Origin of the sequence: Pseudomonas sp. SK2, from assembly GCF_016772395.1 — a bacterium.
In the GTDB taxonomy this organism is placed as follows: Bacteria; Pseudomonadota; Gammaproteobacteria; order Pseudomonadales; family Pseudomonadaceae; genus Aquipseudomonas; species Aquipseudomonas taiwanensis.
Map to the genome: position 1 here is coordinate 5,283,242 of NZ_CP061944.1, position 16,610 is coordinate 5,299,851.

Sequence of the window (16,610 nt, forward strand, 5' to 3'; positions counted from 1 at the left end):
TAGCCCTGCTATGACTCGTCGCGGCGCCTTTGCCGAACACCCAGGCCACTCGCCAGAAGAGAACGTATTTCCAAGACAGGACACTAGCCTGGACCAAAGGGGCCGTTTCAGTGGCAGGGCAACGGCCCCCGCCACTGGAGAAACCTCACCCCTCCCCCATTGCCTGCCACCTCAACCTACTCTATTACTACCCGCAGCCCTCCCTCATCCCGAGACCATCATGCTGGCGTTCATCCAGTCGTCCCCGTTGTTGCTCGGCACCGCCTTGATCCTGCTTGACCTCGTGCTCTGGCAACTGATCCCCCTCCAGCGCCACGCCTGGCGCATCGGCACGCGGTTGGTGATCTTCCTGCTGTTCAGTTCGGTGCTGGTGGCCGCTGGCATGAGCCCGCTGCAACCGCCACCCTGGCCAGACGATGTTTCGCGTAACCTGTTGGCCACGGTGCTGGCGATTGGCTGGTGGCTGTTCGGCGCACGAACGGTGACCGTAGTGTTCGGGCTGCTATTGGTGGCACGGGGCAGCCACGGCGGTCGGCTGTTGCAGGATGTGCTAGGGGCGTTGATCTTCCTGGCGGCGGTGGTAGCTGCCGCGGCTTACGTGATGCAACTGCCCGTGAAGGGCCTGCTGGCCACCTCTGGTGTCATGGCCATCGTCATTGGTCTTGCGCTGCAAAGCACTCTGGCCGACGTGTTTTCCGGCATCGTGCTGAATACCACCCGGCCTTACCAGATCGGCGATGCTATCTCCATCGACGGCACCGAGGGTAAGGTGGTGGATATCGACTGGCGCGCCACGCGCATGATCACCGGCAGCGGTAGTCTGGCGGTCATCCCCAACTCCGTGGCGGCCAAGGCCAAACTGCTCAACCACAGCCGTCCCATCGACCGCCATGGGGTGTCAATCAGCGTGGTGGTGCCTGCCAAGGTGCGGCCGAGGCGGGTTTTCGATGCCCTGGAGAAAGCACTGCAAGGCACCAGCGCCCTGCTCGCGAACCCCGCGCCAAAGGTTACTGTCAAGGCCTCGACACTGGAGTCGGTCGAGTACGAGGCCAGTGGTTTCATCGCCGACATGGCGCGCAAGACCGAAGTGCGCAACCAGCTGTTCGATCTGGCACATCGGCATCTGGAAGCCAGCGGTGTGATGTGGAACGTCGACTTGGCCATGCCTGCGCGCAGTCGCCAGCGTGAAGTGCTGGACGAGGTGCGCGTGTTCCGCTCGCTCACCGACGAAGAGCGCGACACCCTGAGCCAGCGCATGACCGCTGTGGAGTACCTGGCCGATCAGGTGATCCTGGGGGTGGGCGAGCAGTCCGATCACCTGCTGGTAATTGGCAGCGGCGTGGTCTCGGCGTCGGTACGCGACGGTGACAAGCTGCTGGAGGCTGGGCGTATGGGACCGGGAGAAGTGCTGGGGATCGAGGGTCTGATCGACGAGGACGATTCGTTCGCCGAATTCCGCACGCTGACCAGCTGTGTGCTGTTCCGCATCGACAAGGAGCAGGTGCGCAGCTGCCTGGCCCAGCGGGGCGAGGTGCAGACCGCGCTGACCAAACTGCAGCGCTTCCGGCGCCAGAGCCGGGAGTCGCTTTTGCTGCAAAAGCCGGCCCTGATCAAGAAGGGCGGTTTCCTAAGCTGGCTGCACAAGTAGGCCGTTGTTGGAACGGGCCCCATCGCCGGCTTGCCGCCGATGAGGCCATCAGCTAGAGCACGACTCTCAAGCACTGCCCGGCATGGTACAGCGAGAACCCAGACTCGTAGAACGCGGTGCGCAGCGACGGCGCACTGACCCCCGTCATCGGCGAGAAGGGAATCGGCAGGCTGTCCGGATCATCTTTGAGCAGGAACTCAGCGAACGCCCGGCCAATCACCGTTCCGGTGGTATTGCCACGCCCGTTGTAACCCGTCACCGCCACCAATCCGGGCGCAGGCTCGAACAGACGCATCAGGTGATCTGGAGTGAAGTCGATGCAACCGGTCCAGTGCATCTCCCACTCGACCTTGCCCAGTTCGGGGTAGTAGTGGCTCTGGATGCGGTCGGCCCAGCTGCGCACGAACCAGGTTGGCTTGTTGTCGACCCGGCCCAGGCTGCCAAGCAACAAGCGGCCCTGATCGTCACGGCGAATACTGCTGAGCACGGTGCGGGTATCCCACGAACCCTGGCCATAGGGCAGCACCTTGTCGGCGGCAGCACCCTGCAGCGGCTTGGAGGCCACCTGGTAGTAGTAGCCGCGGAAGAACTGCTTCTGCAGGTTGCTCCAATCGCCTTCGGTGTACGCGCCAGTGGATATCACCACCTTGTCGGCGCATACCGAACCGCGCGCGGTTCTTACCTGCCAGCCATCGCCGTCACGCGCCAGGCCTTCGACCGATGATTGCTGGAACACCTTGCCACCCAGGCGGGAGACAGCGGCGGCCAGGCCTTGGGTGTAACCCATGGGGTTGATGGTGCCGGCGCGGCGGTCTAGCAGCGCGGCGGAGATCTTGTCGGTGCCGCAGTATTCCTGGCATTGCACGCCAGTGAGCAACTCCACATCGGCACCACGACGGCGCCATTGCTCGTGACGCGCTTGCAGGTCGGCAATACCGGTGGCGTTGTGCGCCATGTGCAGGGTGCCTTTGTGCTGCGCCTGGCAGTCGATGCCGAGGCGCTCGATCATGGCGAACACTTCGGCTGGGGCTTCACCCAGTACCTTGTTCAGGCGGCTGCCTTGCTTCTGGCCAAGCGTTGCCTCGACATCGTCGGGACGAATCCAGGTGCCAGCGTTCACCAGGCCTACGTTGCGCCCTGAGCCACCGTGGCCGATCTTCCAGGCCTCCAGCAGAATCACCGACTTGCCCTGTTCCAGCAGGTGGATGGCCGCAGACAGGCCAGTGATACCGCCACCGATCACGCAGACGTCAGCCTTGTGCTCACCGGCCAGGGCCTGGGCGGCGACGGTCGGTTTGGTGACGTGTTCCCACAGACATTCTTGACGCAGTTCGGACATGGCCCGGCTCCAGCGATTTGTTCTTGTTGGGGCCGCCAAGCGGCCCATTCGCGGCGGTACGACGAACCGATAAACCCGCTCACACAGGGGCCACCCAGGCCTCGAGGGCAGTGGAGAACCTGTGGGAACGGGTATATTGGGTCGCCGCACCACTGCGAACCGGGGGCAACGCCCCCGGCCATGCAGCATCAATCCATCAGTCGAACACGATCCCCTGCGCCAACGGCAGCTCACGGGAGTAGTTCACGGTGTTGGTCTGGCGCCGCATGTAGCCCTTCCAGGCATCCGAACCCGACTCACGACCACCGCCAGTCTCCTTCTCGCCACCGAAAGCACCGCCGATTTCCGCGCCGCTGGTACCGATGTTGACGTTGGCGATACCGCAGTCGCTACCCGAAGCACTCTGGAAGCGCTCGGCTTCACGAATGTCGGTGGTGAAGATGCACGAGGACAGACCTTGTGGCACTTCGTTGTTCAGGCGCAAGGCCTCTTCGAAGTCGTCATAGGCCAGCACGTACAGGATCGGCGCGAAGGTCTCGTGGCGCACTACATCGCTCTGCGCCGGCATCTCGGCGATGGCGGGCGACACGTAGTAGGCGTTGGGGTACTGATCGGCCAGCTGACGCTCGCCACCGAATACCTGGCCACCCTCATCACGGGCCTTGGCCAAGGCACCCTGCATCGCATCGAACGACTGCTTGTCGATCAGCGGGCCAACCAGGTTGTCTTTGCGCGGGTCGCCGATGCGCACCTTGCCGTATGCCGCTTTGACGCGAGCAACCACTTCGTCCTTGATGGAGCGGTGCACGATCAGGCGACGCAGGGTGGTGCAGCGCTGGCCCGCGGTGCCGACTGCGGAGAACAGAATGCCGCGCACGGCCAGGTCCAGGTCGGCGCTCGGGGCCAGGATCATGGCGTTGTTGCCACCCAGCTCCAGGATGCTGCGGCCGAAGCGTGCGGCCACACGCGGGCCGACTTCGCGACCCATACGGGTGCTGCCGGTGGCGCTGACCAGCGGAACGCGTGGGTCGTCGACCAGGGCTTCACCCGCTTCGCGGCCGCCGATCACCAGTTGCGACAGACCAGCCGGAGCATCGCCGAAGGCTTTCAGGGCTTTCTCGAACAGCGCCTGGCAAGCCAGGGCGGTCAGCGGGGTCTTCTCGGACGGTTTCCATACCACCGAGTTACCGGCCACCAGGGCCAGGGCGGTATTCCAGGCCCAGACGGCGACTGGGAAGTTGAAAGCGCTGATGACGCCGACCACGCCCAGCGGATGCCAGGTTTCACGCATGTGGTGGCCAGGACGCTCGGACGCGATGGTCAGGCCGTACAACTGACGCGACAGGCCAACGGCGAAGTCGCAAATGTCGATCATTTCCTGTACTTCGCCCAGGCCTTCCTGGGTGATCTTGCCCGCTTCGATGGATACCAGCTCGCCGAGGTCGGCCTTGTGCTCGCGCAGCACTTCGCCGAACAGGCGCACCAGCTCGCCACGGCGTGGGGCCGGGACGCTGCGCCAGGCTTCGAAGGCGTTCTGCGCCCTGTCGATGCAGGCGATGGTCTCGGCTTTGCCGAGCAGTTTCACCGAGGCGATCTGGCTGCCGTCGATCGGCGTGTGAACAGGGTAGTCGCCCTGGGTGTGAGCCTCGGCAGCAACGCCAAGGCGCTCGAGCAATCCAGCAACCATTTGTGCTTCTCCTACATCGGGTGAAGGGATGGAAAAATGATGTGGATCAGTATTAATCCGATCACACCAGTGCAACAAACGACCTTTATTCCGCATATCATTCCGTCAGGTAATGATTTCTGCCGCAGAGACCGCTATGTCAAAACGCCTGGTTCCCTCCATGACCGCCCTGCAGTGCTTCGAAGCCGCAGCCCGTCACTTGAGTTTTACCCGTGCCGCCGAAGAGCTGCACCTGACCCAGAGCGCGGTCAGTAAACAGGTGGCACAGCTTGAGGACATGCTGCGTCACCACCTGTTCCTGCGTATTCGCCGGCGTCTGCAACTCACGCCTGCCGGCAGCCTGTACCTGGCCGAGGTGAACAAGATCCTGACCCAGGTCGACATGTCCAGCCGCTATGTCCTGACCTATGGCGAGCAGACCGAGATATTGAAGGTAGCCACTCAACCGAGTTTTGGCGTGCGCTGGCTGATCCCGCACCTCAAGGGCTTCGGCAAACGCCACCCGAATATCCACTTGGATATCCGCAACGAAATGGAGCCTTTTGCCCTGCTGCAAGGCTCGGCCGATGTGGTGTTCTTCTACGGCCAGGGCACCTGGCCGGGCGCTACCTGCCTTGAACTGTTCCGTGAGGACGTGGTGCCGGTATGCGCGCCGGAATTGCTGGCCGGCCGAACCCTGGCCGATGCCGCTGAACTGGCGGAACTGGTGCTGTTGCAAAGCACATCTCGCCCAGAGGCCTGGCATGAATGGTTCCTGGAGCTTGGACTGCACAGTGTCAGCGCCTACCACGGACCACGCTTCGATACGTTCTACATGGCATTAAGCGCGGCGCAGGCGGGGTGTGGAGTGGCGCTGGTGCCCAAATACCTGGCTGCCAAGGAGTTGGCCGAGGGAAGCCTGGTCATCCCCTGGGATCATGCGATGCGTAGCGCGGGGGCGCATTACCTGGCGTATGCCGAACATGCGGCCGAGGTGCCGAAGGTGCGAGCGCTGATGGCGTGGATCAACGAGCAGTTGTCGGTTTGACGTTGTCAGGCGCGTGGCGCGGCCTGCCACATTCTGCAGCGGCGGTCGCAACGACTCAGGGTCGATCAAAAAAGGAATGACACACTCACTTTTTTTCGCTTGTGGCCAACGTGCATTCCCAGTTTTCATGTAAGTGTCCGAACCCAACCAGGAAGCTTGCGATGCCCGCCCACGATTTCGTCAGCCCCGACAGCATCCGTGCGCAGTTCTCTGCCGCCATGTCACTCATGTACAAACAGGAAGTGCCGCTGTACGGCACGCTGCTGGAGCTGGTGAGCGAAGTCAACCAGCAGGTCATGACCCAACAGCCAGCAGTGGCCGAGGCCCTGCGCTGGACCGGCGAAATCGAGCGCCTGGACCAGGAGCGCCACGGCGCGATCCGCGTGGGCACCGCAGAGGAACTGGCGACCATCGCCAAATTGTTCGCCGTCATGGGCATGGAACCTGTCGGCTACTACGATCTCAGCTCGGCCGGTGTACCGGTCCATTCCACCGCGTTCCGCGCGGTGCACGAGCAGTCCCTGCATGTCAGCCCCTTCCGGGTATTCACCTCGCTGTTACGACTGGAGCTGATCGACAACCCGCCACTGCGTGAACTGGCCCAGACCATTCTGGCCAAGCGCAAGATCTTCACCCCACGGGTACTGGAACTGATCGCCCAAAGCGAGCGTGACGGCGGCCTGAATGCAGTCGATGCCCACACCTTCGTCCAAGAGGCGCTGCACACCTTCCGCTGGCACCAGGATGCCACGGTGACCGCCGAGCAGTATCAGCAGCTGCATGACCAGCACCGCCTGATCGCCGATGTGGTGGCCTTCAAAGGCCCACACATCAACCACCTGACGCCGCGCACGCTGGATATCGACGCGATCCAGGCCGGCATGCCTGCCAAGGGCATCCCGCCAAAAGCCGTGGTCGAAGGCCCTCCTACTCGCCGTCACCCGATCCTGTTGCGCCAGACCAGCTTCAAGGCGCTGCAAGAGACGGTCGCGTTCAGCGGTCAGCAGGGCAGCGAAGGCAGCCACACCGCGCGCTTCGGCGAAATCGAGCAACGCGGCGCGGCACTGACGCCCAAAGGCCGCCAGCTCTACGACACGCTGCTGGATGCGACCCGCGCGGCCCTGGGCGGCGCCCCGGCCGAGGCCAACGCCGAACGCTACATGGTGTTGCTCAAGGAGCAATTCGCCGCATTTCCGGATGACCTGGCCCAAATGCGCGAACAGGGTCTGGCCTACTTCCGCTACTTCCCCACCGAGAAGGGCTTGGCCGTACGGGATCAGGATGATCGCCCGACCACGCTGGAAGGGCTGATCGAAGCTGGCCATGTGCACTTCGAGGCGCTGGTGTACGAAGACTTCCTGCCGGTCAGTGCCGCGGGCATTTTCCAATCCAACCTCGGTGACGATGCCCAGGCCGAGTACGGTAGCAATGCCAACCGGGATGCTTTCGAGGCGGCACTTGGGCTGAAGGTACAGGATGAATTGACGCTGTATGCACAGAGTGAACAGCGTTCGCTGCAGGCATGTGCGCAGGCGTTGAACCTCGGCTCGATCTAAGCCTCGGTCATAAAGTCGCCGGCAAGCCCGCTTGCCGGCGACAGGTCCGTAGCAGTCAGCGGCCTACCCGAAATCGATCCACTTCCTGCCTCAACTGCGCTGCCAGCCCTTCCAGCTCCCGGGCAGTGAACGCCAGCTCGTTGGCCACGTCGCGTTGCTCGCTGTTGGCTTGCGCGATGCTCTGCAGGTTGCGGCTAAGCACCGTTGCCGTGCTGCTCTGCTCCTGTGTCGCGGTGCTGATGACGGCGAACTGTTCACCGGCAACGCGGCTTTGCTCATCGATGCGCGCCAGTGCCTCGGCCACTTTGTCGTTGCGCTCCAGGCCCTCCTGCATCAACTGGTTGCCCTGCTCCAGGGTGCTGATCGCATGCCCGGTCTGTTGCTGGATACTGGCGATCATGCCGGAAATTTCGTCCGTCGCCTGGCGCGTGCGGGCAGCCAGTCCTCGCACCTCATCAGCCACCACGGCGAAGCCTCGTCCCTGCTCGCCGGCCCGGGCCGCTTCAATGGCGGCGTTGAGCGCCAGCAAGTTGGTCTGCTCGGCAATCGCGGTGATCACCCCAACGATCCCACCGATTTCCTGGGAGCGAGCACCCAGGGTGTCCATCACCGTAGCCGTGCCACCCAGCGCCTCGGCGATCTGGCGTAGCGAGCTCGATGCCTGATCCATGGCGTTACGGCCGATGCGGGTCTGCTGGGCATTGTCGCGGGCCATGCGCTCGGTGCCCGCCATGTTGTCGGCGATGTTCATCGAGGTGGCGCTGAACTCCTCCACCGCGCCTGCCATGCTGGTGATCTCGCCGGACTGTTGGTCCATGCCTTCGCAAGCCCCGGCCGACAACCCGGCCAACGAGCGTGCCCGCCCGCTGACTTGCTCGGATGCATTGCGAATGTGCTCGACCATGGTCGACAGGGCCTCGCCCATCTTGTTGAAACTGCGTGCCAGCTGGCCGATTTCGTCATGACTGGTGACATTCAGACGTGCATTGAGGTCGCCTGCTCCGAGGGCTTCGGCCTGCAGCACCAGGTCATCGAGGGGCCGAAGCTTGCGCCGCAACAACCACAGGGTCGCCGCCACCGCCAGCAGCATGGCCAGCAGGCTGCCGATGGCCAGGCGCCAGCCGACGCTCCAGGTCACCTCACGAATCTCCGCTTCCGGCATGCTCGCCACCACCGTCCATGGGCCTTCGGCGAAGGGCGCGGTGACGCTGAACAGTGGCTGCTCGGCATTGGCCGGCGGAACCAGCCATTGACCTCGTTCATCACGCAGGGCCAGCGAGCCGGTTTCACCAATGCGGAACCGCTTGAGGTTGGCGAACTGGGCATTCTGCGCGTCGGTGTAGTCGAAGCCGACGAACAACACAGCTATCACCCGCCCACTGCCATCGCTGACCGGCACGTAGCGAGTCATGTAGTTGCGCTCGAACAGCACGGCACGCCCGACATAGGTCTGGCCCGCCATCAGCTTTGCATAAGCCGGGTGCTGACGGTCGAGCTGGGTACCGATGGCGCGGCTACCATCCTGCTTGGTCAGCGAGGTGCTGATGCGCACGAAGTCGTCACCGCTGCGCACGAACAGCGTCGCGACACCCGCGGTCATCTGCTGGAATTCGTCCACCTGCTGGAAGTCGTTGTTCAGCAGCCGCTCGCCCAAGTACAACGCAGGCGTAGCCTGGCCTGCGACATTGACGGTTTCACCGGCATGCACTGTCAGGCCCGAGGCGAAACGCCGCTCGAACAAGCCGCTCAGGCGCTGGGTGTTGTCCTTGAGCGAGCTGTGGAAGGTTTCGAGCTGGTCGGCCAACAGCCGGGCCTCGCTGGCCAGGTGCTGCTGGCGGGTGGCGAGGTTGGCCTGGTCCAACGAGCGCAGGGCGAACAAGGTACTGCCGGTGATCACCAACGCCAGCACGATGGCGAGGGCGATTCCGAGCTGCGAGGCGATGCGTGCACGCGGTTGCGACATGGGGAAGCTCCTGACAAGTGGCCGGGATCATCCTGATCACCCAGGCCACCTGCGGGTTATCGACGAAAATCGCATCCTCTTCCGGGACGCTGGTGCCAGAGAATCGGCGTCGCAAGCCAATACTTGAGTGTCGGGCCGGGATATTCGCAAACGTTTTCGTTGTTGCAGCAAGCCCAGGATCCCACCCAGCCCCGAAGAAGGCGGCTTGCCGGCTAGAGGGGAGGCAGCATCTGCACATCCGGCAAACTCACCGCAGCCGCCTCCTCCTGCAGAAACACGCTCAGCCGTCGCAACCGCTCGCCACCCGGTCGGGTGCGCGGCCACACCAGATAGTAGTCCATGCCACTGGGCACCGCCGTGGGCCACGGCAGGCTCAGGCGTCCTTGCGCAACGTCCTCCGCCACCATCAGCAGGTCACCCATGGAAATCCCATAACCCCTGGCAGCCGCAATCATGCCCAGCTCCAGCGTGTCGAATACCTGGCCGCCCTTGAGCGAAACCTTTTCGGCAAGCCCCATGCGCTCTAGCCAAGCCCGCCAGTCACGCTTGTCCGGCGTTGGGTGCAGCAACTCGATACCCGCCAACCGGCGCTCGTCCCAGGGGCCATCCTTGAGCAAATCCGGCGCCCCCACCGGGATCAGTAACTCGCTGAATAACCGGCGCACTTCCCAGTCTGGTGGGAACACACCGTCACTGAGCAACACTGCACAGTCGAACGGCTCCTGATTGAAGTCCACATGGTCGACGTCCATCCAGGCGCTGGTCAGCTGCACCTCGTTACCCGGCTGCAAATGGCGAAAGCGGCTCAGGCGTGCCAGCAACCAGCGCATGGTCAAGGTCGAAGGCGCCTTCATGCGCAGGATGTCATCTTCACCGCGCAGGGTATCGCAAGCCCGCTCCAGCGCGGCGAAGCCCTCGCGCACACCCGGCAGCAGCACCCGCGCGGCCTCGGTCAATTGCAGGCTGCGCCCGCTGCGTACGAATAGGCGACAGGCGAAATGATCCTCCAAGGTGCGAATGTGTCGACTGACCGCACTCTGGGTAATCGAGAGCTCTTCGCCAGCGCGGGTGAAAGAGCTCAGCCGAGCGGCGGCTTCGAATGCGCGCAGTGCATAGAGCGCAGGCAACTGACGGGACATGGGGCACCTGAAAGAGGGCGTGGAAAGGAATGCAGATAATCATATATGCATGAGTTCAACTCATGCCAAGCATCGCTATTATCCTTTTGTGGAAAGTTGACCAAAGCCTCAGAATCGTCGCCTCGCCTACAGGATAAGCATCAAGGACCTCAACCATGCATGTCGCGCCCGCTACTGAACTCAAGGCTTTGCTGCGCCTGGCGGGGCCGCTGATCGCCTCGCAGTTGGCGCACATGCTGATGGTGTTGACCGACACCTTGATGATGGCCCGTATCAGCCCACAGGCCCTGGCAGGTGGCGGCCTGGGTGCGGCGAGCTATTCGTTCGTGTCGATTTTCTGCCTGGGTGTGATCGCTGCAGTCGGCACTCTGGTGGCGATTCGCAAAGGGGCGAATGACATCGAGGGCGCTACCCGCCTGGCACAGAACGGCCTGTGGTTGGCCTGGGGTCTGGCGCTGGTCGCGGCCCTGGTGCTGTGGAACCTCGAGCCTGTGTTACTGCTGTTCGGCCAGAAGCCCGAGAACGTGGCCTCGGCGGCCGAATTCCTTACCCTGCTGCCCTTGGCCCTGCCTGGCTACCTGACGTTCATGGCCTTGCGCGGATTCACCAGCGCATTGGGTCGCTCGACGCCAGTGATGGTCATCAGCCTGGTGGGCACGGTGCTCAACTATCTGTTCAACGTCGCGCTGATCGAAGGCATGTTCGGCCTGCCCAAGCTTGGCCTGATGGGCATCGGCCTGGTCACCGCCGTGGTGTCGATGGGCATGGCCATTGCCCTGGCGCTGTACATCCACTGGCACCCGGCCTATACACCCTACCCGCTACGCCGGGGCCTGTCGCGCCCTTCCCTGCCTGCCCTGCGGGAACTGTGGCGGCTAGGTCTGCCGATTGGCGGTACCTACATGGTGGAGGTGGGGCTGTTCGCCTTCGCCGCGCTGTGCATGGGTGTGCTCGGTAGCACGGAACTGGCGGCGCACCAGATCGCCCTGCAAATCGTGTCCACCGCATTCATGGTACCAACCGGGCTGTCGTACGCGGTGACCATGCGAGTGGGGCTTTACTACGGCGCCGACAACCTGTTGGCGGCACGCAGCGCTGGGCGTGTGGGGATCGGCTTCGGCGCGATGATCATGTTCGCCTTTGCCGCGCTGTTCTGGCTGCGTCCGGAGATGCTGGTAGGCCTGTTCATCGACGGCGATGACCCAGCCTTCGCGGCGATCTACCAGCTGGCGGTAAGCCTGCTGATGGTCGCGGCCTGGTTCGAGCTGTTCGATGGCGTGCAGACCATCGCCATGGGCTCGATACGTGGGCTGAAGGATGCCAAGACCACCTTCCTGATCGGGCTGTGCTGCTACTGGCTGGTAGGCGCACCGGCAGCGTGGCTGCTCACCTTCACCCTGGGCGGCGGTGCGGTCGGCGTGTGGTGGGGGCTGGCCTTGGGGCTGGCGTGCGCTTCGGTGGCACTGACGATCGGCTTCGAGTGGCGGATGAAGCGGTTGCTGAAGTCCAGGGCACCTACGCTGGCTGGGCAGCTCGTGCATGGACCGCGATGAGCCCTGCGGGACCGGCGGTGCGCCTCAGGCCGACCGCCGCCCCGGAACCTGCAACAGGTAATCGATCAACGCCTCGACCGGCAACGGCTTGCTGACCAGGAACCCCTGTACCTGGTCGCAACCGAACTCGCGCAGCAACTGCATCTGCTCTTCGCTCTCCACCCCCTCGGCGACCACTTCGAGGTTGAGGTTGTGCGCCAGGTTGATCATGGCGTGCACCAACTTGCGGTTCTCTTCGCGCATCTCCATTTCAGCGACGAAGCTGCGGTCGACCTTGAGTAGCGTGATCGGCAAGCTGTTGAGGTGGACGAACGAAGAGAAGCCGGTACCGAAGTCATCCAGCGAAAACCGCACGCCAAGGCGCGCCAGGGCATCCATGGTCTGGCGGACCAGTTCGTTGCGACGCATGACGGCGGTCTCGGTAAGCTCGAACTCCAGCCAGCGGGCATCGACACCGTGCTCGATGATCAAGCGGCTCAGGGTAGCCAGCAACTGGCTGTCCTGGAACTGACGGAAGCTCAGGTTCACCGCCATGTGCAAGGGGGCCAGGCCCTCTTCACGCAAGGCTTGCATGTCACGCAGGGCGCGGGAAATCACCCAGTATCCCAACGGCACGATCAGCCCGCTCTGCTCGGCCAGCGGCACGAACTCACTGGGCGGCAGCAGGCCACGTTCGGCATGGCGCCAACGGACCAGGGCCTCCAGGCCAACGATACGACCGTCTTCCAGGTTCAATCGTGGCTGGTAATGCAGCTCCAACTCATCGCGGCGCAGCGCACGGCGCAACTCGCTTTCCAGGTCGGCCAGGCTGCGTGCGTTGCGGTTGATGCGCTCATTGAATACATGGAAGGTGCAGCCCTGGCTGCCCTTGGCCTGGCGCATGGCGATGTGGGCATGCCACATCAATGGGTCTGGCCCAGCCTGAGCGCGGGCATGGGCCAGGCCCAGGCTGCAGCCCAGCAGCAGGCTCTCGCCGTCTATCCAGAAGGGTTCGGCCAGCGCTTCGACGATCCGTTCGGCCATCCATTCGGCGCGGTTGGCATCGCGTCGGGTGTCGATCAGCAGGGCGAATTCGTCACTGCCCAGACGTGCCAGCTGGTCCCCCGCTTCCAGTTGCTGCTTCAGCCGGGCCACCACCTGCAAGATCAACCGGTCGCCGCTCTGGTGGCCAAGGGCATCGTTGACGTGGCGGAAATTGTCGAGGTCCAGGTGGCCAAGCGCCAGACCGCGCCCGTCATTCTCGGCCAGGCGCGCGGTCAGTAAGGCCTGGAAGCCCTGACGATTGGCGATGCCGGTAAGCGGGTCTTGTTCGGCCAGGCGCTGCAGGGTGGCCACCAGTACGCCGCGCTCACGCACATGGCGCAAGGATCGGCGGATGGCGTCGGCGCTGAGTTGATCGCGCACCAACCAATCGCTGACAGCCGTCGGTGGTGAGTCAGGCTCATGCTCAAGCAGCAAGATGGTGGGGAGTTCGCAACGCCCCGGCGCGGGTTGCAAGGCCGGGGTAGCCAGCACCACCGCTTGGCGGTCTTGGTTGAACAGGGTGTCGACAGCCTCCCAACTGGGTGCGGTCAGCAATACGGCGCTGCCGCCCAAGGGCAGCAGGCAGTCGCGCAACAGGGCAGCCCATTCCGGCTCATCAGCCAACAACAGCAAACGCAAAGGTTCGACAGGCGTGGACAAGCGGGCTCCTTAAAGGCTTGGACAGTGAAGCGTATGAGGCCGGATATGCTACTGCATAAATGAAAACGATTTTCACTTTTAGACATATCCTTGCCTGCAGTGCTCCCCGACGCATTTTGACGTGCATCCTGCGCGAAACTCGCTAAACCAGCAAATCCGATTTTTTTCTTGGATATCATGAGTCTGACTAATAGTAGCCAGAGACAAAAGTCTGACTCAGACGTCAGACGGTCGCGCCACAACTGCCCCATGCCTGTTAGAATGCGCGGCTATTTTCTGGCGACCCCCGGTTTCTAGCATGTCCCGACTCAATCCCCGGCAACAAGAAGCCCGAGACTACGTCGGCGGCCCTCTTTTGGTGCTCGCCGGTGCTGGCTCCGGCAAGACCAGCGTGATCACGCGCAAGATTGCCCACCTCATCCAGAACTGCGGCATCCGCGCCCAGTACATCGTGGCGATGACCTTCACCAACAAGGCCGCCCGCGAGATGAAGGAGCGGGTCGCTACCCTGCTGCGTCCGGGCGAAGGCCGTGGCCTGACGGTGTGCACCTTCCACAACCTGGGCCTGAACATCATCCGCAAAGAACACGAGCGCCTGGGCTACAAGCCTGGTTTCTCGATCTTCGACGAGTCCGACATCAAGGCATTGCTGTCGGACATCATGCAGAAGGAATACTCCGGCGACGATGGCATCGACGAGATCAAGAACATGATCGGTGCCTGGAAGAACGACCTGGTCCTGCCTGCCGAGGCGCTGGAGAAAGCGCGCAACCCGCGCGAACAGACCGCCGCAATCGTCTATACCCACTACCAGCGCACGCTCAAGGCGTTCAACGCCGTGGACTTCGACGACTTGATCCTGCTGCCGGTCAAGCTGTTCCAGGAACACCCCGACGTGCTCGAACGCTGGCAGAACCGTGTGCGCTACCTGCTGGTGGACGAGTATCAGGACACCAACGCCAGCCAGTACCTGCTGGTGAAGATGCTGATCGGCATGCGCAACCAGTTCACCGTGGTCGGCGACGATGACCAGTCGATCTATGCCTGGCGTGGCGCCCGCCCGGAGAACCTCATGCTGCTCAAGGAGGACTATCCCTCCCTGAAAGTGGTGATGCTGGAGCAGAACTACCGCTCCACCAGCCGCATCCTGCGCTGCGCCAACGTGCTGATCGCCAACAACCCCCACGCGTTCGAAAAGCAGCTGTGGAGCGAGATGGGCGTGGGCGACGAGATCCGCGTGATCCGCTGCAAGAACGAGGAAGCCGAAGCCGAGCGGGTGGCCATGGAGATCCTCACCCTGCACCTGCGCACCAATCGCCCCTACAGCGATTTCGCCATCCTCTACCGTGGCAACTACCAGGCCAAGCTGATCGAGTTGAAGCTGCAACACCACCAGGTGCCATATCGCCTGTCCGGCGGCAACAGCTTCTTCGGCCGCCAGGAGGTCAAGGACCTGATGGCCTACCTGCGCTTGCTGGTGAACCCGGACGACGACAACGCCTACCTGCGGGTGATCAACGTACCGCGCCGGGAGATCGGCTCGACCACTTTGGAAAAGCTCGGCAACTACGCCACCGAGCGCGGCATCTCGATGTACGCCGCCAGCGAAGAGCTGGGCCTGGGTGAGCACCTGGATGCCCGCTACACAGAGCGCCTGCAGCGCTTCAAGCACTGGCTCGATGGCGTGCGTCACAAGGTCGCCCTGGAAGACCCGATTGCCGCGTTGCACGAGATGATCCGCGACATCGACTACGAGAACTGGATCCGCCAGCAGACCGCCAGCGACAAGGCGGCGGAGTTCCGCATCAGCAACGTCTGGTTCCTGGTCGAAGCGCTGAAGAACACCCTCGAGAAAGACGAAGAGGGTGACATGACCATCGAGGACGCCATCGGCAAACTGGTGCTGCGCGACATGCTCGAGCGCCAGCAGGAAGAGGAAGAAAACGCCGAAGGCGTGCAGATGATGACTCTGCATGCGTCCAAGGGCCTGGAATTCCCCTACGTGTTCATCATGGGCATGGAAGAGGAAATCCTCCCGCACCGTTCCAGCATCGAAGCCGACACCATCGAAGAGGAACGCCGCCTGGCCTATGTGGGCATCACCCGCGCCCGCCAGACCCTGGCCTTCACCTTCGCCGCCAAGCGCAAGCAGTATGGCGAAATCATCGACTGCACGCCCAGCCGCTTCCTTGACGAGCTGCCGCCGGAGGACCTGGCCTGGGAAGGCCTGGACGATGCGCCGGTAGAAGTGAAAGCCGCTCGCGGCAATAACGCCCTGGCCGACATCCGGGCAATGCTCAAACGCTGATCAACCATTACTCTTTAACACTGCCGCTTCATGCGGCCACCTTTGCTACATCGAGGAATACACAGTGGAAGCACTGCAGCAGAAGATTCGCGAAGAAGGCATCGTGCTTTCCGATCAGGTTCTCAAAGTCGACGCGTTTCTCAACCACCAGATCGACCCTGCGCTGATGCAGCTGATCGGTGACGAATTCGCCCGCCTGTTCGCCGACGCCGGCGTGACCAAGATCGTCACCATCGAAGCCTCGGGCATTGCCCCGGCCGTGATGACTGGCCTGAAGCTGGGCGTACCGGTGATCTTCGCGCGCAAGCACCAGTCGCTGACCCTGACCGAGAACCTGCTGACCGCCTCGGTGTACTCCTTCACCAAGCAGACCGAGAACACCGTGGCCATCTCGCCGCGCCACCTCAACAGCAGCGACCGCGTGCTGGTGATCGACGATTTCCTGGCCAACGGCAAGGCTTCGCAGGCACTGATCTCGATCATCAAGCAAGCCGGTGCTACCGTGGCGGGCCTGGGTATCGTCATCGAGAAATCGTTCCAGGGCGGCCGTGCCGAGCTGGACAGCCAGGGTTACCGCGTCGAATCGCTGGCCCGGGTAAAGTCGCTGGAAGGTGGTGTGGTCAGCTTCATCGACTAAAGCCTGAGCACCTCTCCTGTAGGAGCGGGTTTACCCGCGAAGACAACGGTGACGTCACCCTCTCATTCGT

Annotated in this window: 11 protein-coding genes and 1 pseudogene; 6 read left to right on the top strand and 6 right to left on the bottom strand. The window is 63.0% G+C overall.

From position 1 onward, the window contains the following. The first annotated feature begins 220 nt into the window (after positions 1 to 220). Positions 221 to 1,648 carry a mechanosensitive ion channel family protein gene (locus IF103_RS23980; RefSeq protein WP_023383001.1) on the top strand — a complete coding sequence of 476 codons (1,428 nt, stop codon included), beginning with the start codon at positions 221 to 223 and terminating at the stop codon, positions 1,646 to 1,648. A gap of 52 nt (positions 1,649 to 1,700) precedes the next feature. On the opposite strand, the gene amaA is transcribed toward IF103_RS23980, so the two are convergent. Both amaA and amaB read right to left on the bottom strand, forming a co-directional pair. Further along, positions 1,701 to 2,987 carry an L-pipecolate oxidase gene (gene amaA, locus IF103_RS23985; RefSeq protein WP_202675752.1) on the bottom strand — a complete coding sequence of 429 codons (1,287 nt, stop codon included), beginning with the start codon at positions 2,985 to 2,987 and terminating at the stop codon, positions 1,701 to 1,703. 196 nt (positions 2,988 to 3,183) lie between these two features. After that, positions 3,184 to 4,674, bottom strand: coding sequence for an L-piperidine-6-carboxylate dehydrogenase (amaB, locus tag IF103_RS23990; protein ID WP_023383003.1), 1,491 nt, complete (start codon positions 4,672 to 4,674; stop codon positions 3,184 to 3,186). A gap of 136 nt (positions 4,675 to 4,810) precedes the next feature. Here amaB and IF103_RS23995 point away from each other — a divergent pair, with 136 nt between their 5' ends. Together IF103_RS23995 and hglS are read left to right on the top strand one after the other, a co-directional pair. Beyond that, entirely contained in the window at positions 4,811 to 5,701 is an 891-nt protein-coding gene (locus IF103_RS23995) for a LysR family transcriptional regulator (RefSeq protein ID WP_023383004.1), read from the top strand. 161 nt (positions 5,702 to 5,862) lie between these two features. Continuing rightward, a complete protein-coding gene (gene hglS / locus IF103_RS24000; RefSeq protein WP_202675753.1) occupies positions 5,863 to 7,257 on the top strand; it encodes a 2-oxoadipate dioxygenase/decarboxylase HglS in 1,395 nt (464 codons plus the stop codon). 55 nt (positions 7,258 to 7,312) lie between these two features. Here the strand turns inward: hglS and IF103_RS25545 are convergent, their stop codons facing one another. From IF103_RS25545 to IF103_RS24010, 3 genes and pseudogenes are all read right to left on the bottom strand, one after another. Continuing rightward, positions 7,313 to 8,182: a methyl-accepting chemotaxis protein gene (locus IF103_RS25545; protein ID WP_374374553.1), complete on the bottom strand. Its 870-nt coding sequence runs from the start codon at positions 8,180 to 8,182 to the stop codon at positions 7,313 to 7,315. 42 nt (positions 8,183 to 8,224) lie between these two features. Further along, positions 8,225 to 9,220 (bottom strand): annotated as a pseudogene (locus tag IF103_RS25550) (Cache 3/Cache 2 fusion domain-containing protein); the annotation flags it as partial. A 212-nt stretch (positions 9,221 to 9,432) separates the two neighbouring features. Continuing rightward, positions 9,433 to 10,359: a LysR substrate-binding domain-containing protein gene (locus IF103_RS24010; protein WP_023383007.1), complete on the bottom strand. Its 927-nt coding sequence runs from the start codon at positions 10,357 to 10,359 to the stop codon at positions 9,433 to 9,435. 155 nt (positions 10,360 to 10,514) lie between these two features. On the opposite strand from IF103_RS24010, the gene IF103_RS24015 reads away from it, so the two are divergent. Next, positions 10,515 to 11,912 (top strand): NorM family multidrug efflux MATE transporter, encoded by a 1,398-nt coding sequence (locus tag IF103_RS24015; RefSeq protein WP_023383008.1) that lies wholly within the window; start codon positions 10,515 to 10,517, stop codon positions 11,910 to 11,912. A 24-nt stretch (positions 11,913 to 11,936) separates the two neighbouring features. Here IF103_RS24015 and IF103_RS24020 read toward each other — a convergent pair whose 3' ends face one another. After that, complete coding sequence (locus tag IF103_RS24020; protein ID WP_023383009.1) at positions 11,937 to 13,595, bottom strand: putative bifunctional diguanylate cyclase/phosphodiesterase; 1,659 nt, start codon at positions 13,593 to 13,595, stop codon at positions 11,937 to 11,939. 298 nt (positions 13,596 to 13,893) lie between these two features. On the opposite strand from IF103_RS24020, the gene rep reads away from it, so the two are divergent. Further along, the gene (gene rep, locus IF103_RS24025; RefSeq protein ID WP_027906674.1) at positions 13,894 to 15,903 is read left to right on the top strand and encodes a DNA helicase Rep; all 2,010 of its coding nucleotides are present in this window, start codon (positions 13,894 to 13,896) and stop codon (positions 15,901 to 15,903) included. A 64-nt stretch (positions 15,904 to 15,967) separates the two neighbouring features. Then, the gene (locus IF103_RS24030) at positions 15,968 to 16,540 is read left to right on the top strand and encodes a xanthine phosphoribosyltransferase (protein ID WP_023383011.1); all 573 of its coding nucleotides are present in this window, start codon (positions 15,968 to 15,970) and stop codon (positions 16,538 to 16,540) included. Positions 16,541 to 16,610 lie beyond the last annotated feature (70 nt).

What these genes read in the sequence shown, in the direction of transcription:
- amaA (WP_202675752.1), bottom strand. Translation starts at nt 2,987, where the DNA reads ATGTCCGAACTGCGTCAAGAATGTCTGTGGGAACACGTCACCAAACCG.
- hglS (WP_202675753.1), top strand. Translation starts at nt 5,863, where the DNA reads ATGCCCGCCCACGATTTCGTCAGCCCCGACAGCATCCGTGCGCAGTTC.
- IF103_RS25545 (WP_374374553.1), bottom strand. Translation starts at nt 8,182, where the DNA reads ATGGGCGAGGCCCTGTCGACCATGGTCGAGCACATTCGCAATGCATCC.
- IF103_RS24010 (WP_023383007.1), bottom strand. Translation starts at nt 10,359, where the DNA reads ATGTCCCGTCAGTTGCCTGCGCTCTATGCACTGCGCGCATTCGAAGCC.
- amaB (WP_023383003.1), bottom strand. Translation starts at nt 4,674, where the DNA reads ATGGTTGCTGGATTGCTCGAGCGCCTTGGCGTTGCTGCCGAGGCTCAC.
- IF103_RS23995 (WP_023383004.1), top strand. Translation starts at nt 4,811, where the DNA reads ATGTCAAAACGCCTGGTTCCCTCCATGACCGCCCTGCAGTGCTTCGAA.
- rep (WP_027906674.1), top strand. Translation starts at nt 13,894, where the DNA reads ATGTCCCGACTCAATCCCCGGCAACAAGAAGCCCGAGACTACGTCGGC.
- IF103_RS23980 (WP_023383001.1), top strand. Translation starts at nt 221, where the DNA reads ATGCTGGCGTTCATCCAGTCGTCCCCGTTGTTGCTCGGCACCGCCTTG.
- IF103_RS24015 (WP_023383008.1), top strand. Translation starts at nt 10,515, where the DNA reads ATGCATGTCGCGCCCGCTACTGAACTCAAGGCTTTGCTGCGCCTGGCG.